This is a genomic window from Arthrobacter sp. (assembly GCF_031179385.1).
Taxonomy (GTDB): domain Bacteria; phylum Actinomycetota; class Actinomycetes; order Actinomycetales; family Micrococcaceae; genus Arthrobacter_D.
In genome coordinates this window covers 1-4479 of record NZ_JAPSHV010000092.1, presented here as the reverse complement: position 1 = coordinate 4479, position 4479 = coordinate 1, and the positions used below count along the sequence as shown (strand labels likewise).

At 67.6% G+C, this 4479-nt stretch carries 6 protein-coding genes and 2 pseudogenes; 5 read left to right on the top strand and 3 right to left on the bottom strand.

Annotation, left to right across the window (positions count from 1 at the left end; translation table 11 throughout):
• Positions 1-82 (top strand): annotated as a pseudogene (locus RIF85_RS12070) (CoA-binding protein); the annotation flags it as partial.
• 33 nt (positions 83-115) lie between these two features.
• Here RIF85_RS12070 and RIF85_RS12065 read toward each other — a convergent pair.
• The 3 genes from RIF85_RS12065 to RIF85_RS12055 form a co-directional block, all read right to left on the bottom strand.
• Positions 116-883 (bottom strand): hypothetical protein, encoded by a 768-nt coding sequence (locus tag RIF85_RS12065; RefSeq protein ID WP_309072147.1) that lies wholly within the window; start codon positions 881-883, stop codon positions 116-118.
• Positions 873-1433, bottom strand: coding sequence for a sigma-70 family RNA polymerase sigma factor (locus RIF85_RS12060; protein ID WP_309072146.1), 561 nt, complete (start codon positions 1431-1433; stop codon positions 873-875). Before RIF85_RS12060 ends, RIF85_RS12065 begins: the two co-directional genes overlap by 11 nt.
• 72 nt (positions 1434-1505) lie before the next feature.
• Positions 1506-2063: a hypothetical protein gene (locus tag RIF85_RS12055; protein WP_309072145.1), complete on the bottom strand. Its 558-nt coding sequence runs from the start codon at positions 2061-2063 to the stop codon at positions 1506-1508.
• A 220-nt stretch (positions 2064-2283) separates the two neighbouring features.
• On the opposite strand from RIF85_RS12055, the gene RIF85_RS12050 reads away from it, so the two are divergent.
• The 4 genes and pseudogenes from RIF85_RS12050 to RIF85_RS12035 all read left to right on the top strand — a co-directional run.
• Entirely contained in the window at positions 2284-2454 is a 171-nt protein-coding gene (locus RIF85_RS12050) for a hypothetical protein (RefSeq protein ID WP_309072144.1), read from the top strand.
• Between the two features lie 4 nt (positions 2455-2458).
• Positions 2459-2665 carry a hypothetical protein gene (locus RIF85_RS12045; RefSeq protein ID WP_309072143.1) on the top strand — a complete coding sequence of 69 codons (207 nt, stop codon included), beginning with the start codon at positions 2459-2461 and terminating at the stop codon, positions 2663-2665.
• A 128-nt stretch (positions 2666-2793) separates the two neighbouring features.
• Positions 2794-3519, top strand: a complete 726-nt coding sequence (locus RIF85_RS12040) for an ATP-binding cassette domain-containing protein (protein WP_309072142.1) — start codon at positions 2794-2796, stop codon at positions 3517-3519.
• A gap of 231 nt (positions 3520-3750) precedes the next feature.
• Positions 3751-4479 (top strand): annotated as a pseudogene (locus tag RIF85_RS12035) (hypothetical protein); the annotation flags it as partial.

Sequence of the window (4479 nt, the reverse complement as noted above, 5' to 3'; positions counted from 1 at the left end):
GCACGCGCGCTTCCACGGCGGGCTGAACCTGGCCGGCTTCAACACCGGCGTCATTTCTTCGAAGCGGCAGGTCACCGCTTAGTGGTTCAAACGGAAGGGCTTCAGCGGGAGGGCTTCAGCGGGAGGGATCCGCACTCGGCGCGGGCTTCGGTGTTCCTTCGGGAACTGTGAGTCCGAGCGGATCTACTGGAAGGACGGAGCGGGGCGTCGGAACCGGGCGGGGAGCCTCGACGGGCAACTCCGGGAGCTCAACCGGCGGAACAACTCTTCGTCCCACCTCAGGCAGGTCTCTGCTGGTCCCCTTCCGGTCCGCCGGGGCGTGGTTCTCAGGCTCGGCGCTGGTCGTGGGCTCTGGGGCCGTCGGTGAGCCTTCCCCGCCCCGGGTGCCCGGCTCCGCTGCGCCCGGCCCCTCAGGCGCGGACGCCGGCGCCTGAGGGACCGGCGTTACGTCCGGAGCGGGAACCGGCGCGGGATGAGCTGGGTCGGGCTGCTTGTCCGAGGCGGGCTCGGCAGGTTCCGGCGGCGCCACCCAGCGGATCACGGACTCGATTGCGGTCTCGACGGCGTTGCCCGGCCCGAGCGCGGCCACTCCCCCCATACCTGCAGCCATGGCGAGCACGACGACGCCGCTCACCGCCGCACCCCGACGCTTGGCCTTGCGGGATCGCAGCGGAACAACATTTCCGTCGGACTCGGACGAGCGGTCACCAGGTACCGCTGCCTGACGCATGGCTTCAGCGAGCGCAGGCGAGATCGGCGGCGCCGGCCGCTGACCGACACCCCTGAGTTCGGCGAGCGCAACAGTCAGTTCTTCGGAGGCAACGACGTCGGACTCGGCAAGCAGGTTCCGCGCCGTCGCCCGGGAGCTGGGGTCATGCACCATGGTTGCTCGAATCCTTATCGACAAGAAGTTGTTTGAGTTTGTGGAGTCCGCGACGCTGCAGCTGTTTCACGGCACCGGTTGATTTCCCGAGCACGCGTGCCACCTCATCGAGCGGCAGGTCCGCGACGATCCGCAGGGCGAGCACATCGCTCTGGTCGCTGTTCAGGGAGCGGAGGTGCCCGAGTGCTCCCTCGGCGGTGAGGTTGCCCAGGGCAGAGGACTCAGCGGACGCCGTCGTCCGGTGGTCTACCGACGGATCATAGGAAAACAGGGCCGGCCGACGGGTGCGTCTCCGGGTTTCATCGACGTGACGCGCGTGCGCCATCGAGAAGGCGAAGGTGCGCAGGCCCTGCTCGCCGCCCGTGATGGAAGGCAACCTGCTGAACAGAGCGAGAAAGACGTCCTGTGTGAGTGCTTCGGGATCCTCCGAGCCGCGGGCGGTCAGGTAACCGAGGATCCTCGGCGAAAGTTCAGTGTAGATACGGTTCAACGCCTCAGTGTCGCCTGCCTGGGCAGCACCCAGCAGATCGTCCGTCAGCGTGGAACTCACATGTACCTCTCGATCCGGGGGCGGGTGCGGCATTGCGCCGCACCCAAACCCCGCAATCCTAGCGACGCAGCGTTAGCGGCGCGAACCCTCAACCTTGGCTTCAGCACCAACCTCGACGCCGGCTCCTACCGCGACCTCGGGCAGGGTAACCTCAGCCGGAACAGCGGGCACGGCCGGGGTCGCGGGTGCACCGTCAACGCCAGGCACGGCGGGCGCAGCCGGAACCGCGGGGACAGCTACCCCGGAACCACGCACGTCGGCGTCGGCTTCAACGTCAACCTCAGCCTCTGCGTTGGCTTCGGCGTCTTCGGCTGCCTTGACATCCGCGGCGGCCTGAGCGGAAGCGGCGGGCGATGCCGGAACAGCCGGTACGGCAGGCACGGCAGGGGTCGCCGGTACGGCCGGTACATCTTCCTCGGAAACCGTAGGAACGGCGGGCAGGGCGGGAACGGCGGGCACGGCAGCCTCAGCGGGTGCCACCACCGCAGTTACTTCAGCAGCACCGTCGGCAGCGCCTTCAACGGAGGGAGCGGCAACTGCGACGCCCGCACCGCCGACGGCGATGACGGCGGCAAGGGCGGCGCCCTTGGCGGGCAGGCTGAGGGCGCTGAAACGATCGTGCAGGTTCATGGAACTCCTTGGTCGGTCTTGATCATGAGGTTCGGGGGTGCACCGCCCTCGCTGGGGGACGAAGCGGCGCACCCTCACATGCAGGTAATCGACGCAGCGATGCCGCGGGTTACGCACGTTCCAAAGAACTTTCAGGCTTCGTCGAATAGTGGCTGAAAATTATTGATAGTGGTCTTTTCTGCCACTGTTGGGGCAGGGAGGCGAGGAGGACCATCGAGGTATGGAAATCATCGTCGTACTGGTTCTGCTGGCCGCACTCACCGCGGCTGTCCTCCACACCGTCCGCACGGACGGCAGGGGGCACACTCCCTCGATCTTCTCCCACACGGGCTGGGGAGATTCGGCACTGCCTAGCCGCTCCTACTCGAATCCAACGCCGGAGGGGGTGTAAGGCCATGGAGCTCCTTGTCATCCTGGGAGTACCGCTGGCACTGTTCGCCTACATCGGCCGCACCTCGGTCCCCGCGTCCGAGCGCATACCGCTCTCCTCCTGGCGCCTGCCGGACCTCGCACGAAACGTATGGATCGGGCTGATCGTGTGCGCCGTGGAGACACCGCTCGACCGCACCATGGAAGAAACATTCAACACATACCGCTACTGAGTCGGGCGCAATATAACGTCAAACAACCGCTATACGGCGGGATTCACGCCCGCTCCGACTAGGTTAGGGATGATTACTGGCGGGCACCGTGGGTGCCCCGGACACCCGGATACCTACGGAGCAAACCGATGAGTCCCAGCCCGGTTCCACCCTCACACACGGCGCTCAAACGGGCTTCGACGCCGCTGCCCGTCTCCTTCGTGAAGCTGCATGCCGAGGGCCTCCGCGATGTCAGTCTCGATATTCGCGCCGGCGAGGTGCTCGCGTTCGTGGGCACAGAGAACGACGGTGCCTCCCGCCTCCTGCGCGCGGCCGCCGGACTGGATCACCCACAGTCGGGCTCGGTGCTGGTGGGCGGGGAACCTGTCCGGCGCACGGACGACCGCTGCTCCTGGACCCCCAGGGACGCCGGCCTGCAGCCGACCCATTCATTGCAGGCCAACCTCGCACTGGGCCTCCGCAAGGGTTCCAGCGCCAGCGAGGGCAAGGCGAGGATTGCCGAGCTTCTCGATCTCGCGGGGCTTCACCGGTTCGCCAAGCTTCTGCCCACCGATGTGACCGCCGAGATCGTGCGGCGCGCGGCCCTGGCCCGGGCACTGGCGAGCGGACCCGGCGTAGTGTTGCTCGACCACCCGTTCGCGGCCGTCGAGGGCGCTGCCCGGACAGTGCTGCACAACGTGCTGCAGACCCTCCACCGAGCCCTCCCGACCACGGTCCTCCTTGCAACCAACAGCATGGAGGAAGCGGTGCGGCTTGCCGACCGGGTTGTGGTCCTCGGCCGCAGCGCCGCCGAGGAAGTATCCGGAGCGCTTTCCATCTGCGAAATTCGGGACGGGCAGCGCAAGCAGCGCTGACGTCGGAGCTCAGGTGCGTTCAGCGCCCCAGCATGGGCGACACTGGCCAGGACAGCACCGCGGGCGGGCACTGAAACACCGGCGCAATTTCGGCTTGACCGGATACAAATCGAAAGCCGTTGTGTAAACTCGTAAGCACACTTACGGTCGGGTAGCTGGTATCCAACGAGCTAACGCGCCGGAATGTGGAGCTGTCGGCGCGTGCCGCTGGTGCAGCGTTGGGAGATACAGGTGCAACACACCAACAACTGGCTGAGATATACCGCTGCGGTAGCACTGTTCATCGGAGCGACGTTCGCCGCCGCACCGGCCGCCAACGCGGACCATGACTCCGGCGGTGACACTTCCCCGTCGGGACCGGCTACGGGTCCCAGCAACGAGCCGCCGGAGGAAGACAATCGGGGTCGGGGTGGCCGCGACGAGCCGCCCGTGGCACCCGCACCCCCTCCCGAGCCCCCCGTGGAGGAGCCGTCCCCCGAGCCCCCCGTGGAAGGGCCAGCACCTGCCCCGGCACCCGCACCTGCGCCGGCACCTGCACCGCCCGCTCCACCGCCCGCTCCAGCGCCCGAACCTGAGCCTGCCCCCGAGCCCGTACCGGCGCCGGCCCCCAAGCCCGCACCTGCCCCGGCGCCTCCGGTCCAACAGGCGCCGGCACCCATCGTTCCCCAGCAGCTCATAGTCCCCGCCCAGCCCCAGGTCTATACAGTGCCGGTGGAGGTGGTTCCCGTCGAGGAACCCACCCCTGCGGAGAAAACGAAGGCAGCCAAGAAGCTCGCCCCGTTCGCGATGCCGCCCTATGCCTGGGCGCCCATGTACGAGCCACCGGAGGAAACCGAGTCGCCTGACCCGGCGCCCGTCGCTGGAAGCGGGACACCCGGCGCCGAAGCAGCCGGGTTCCCCATCCTGCCCAGTGTCAGCGCGGGGTTGATTGCGCTGTTGGCCGCGGCCATGGTTGTTCTC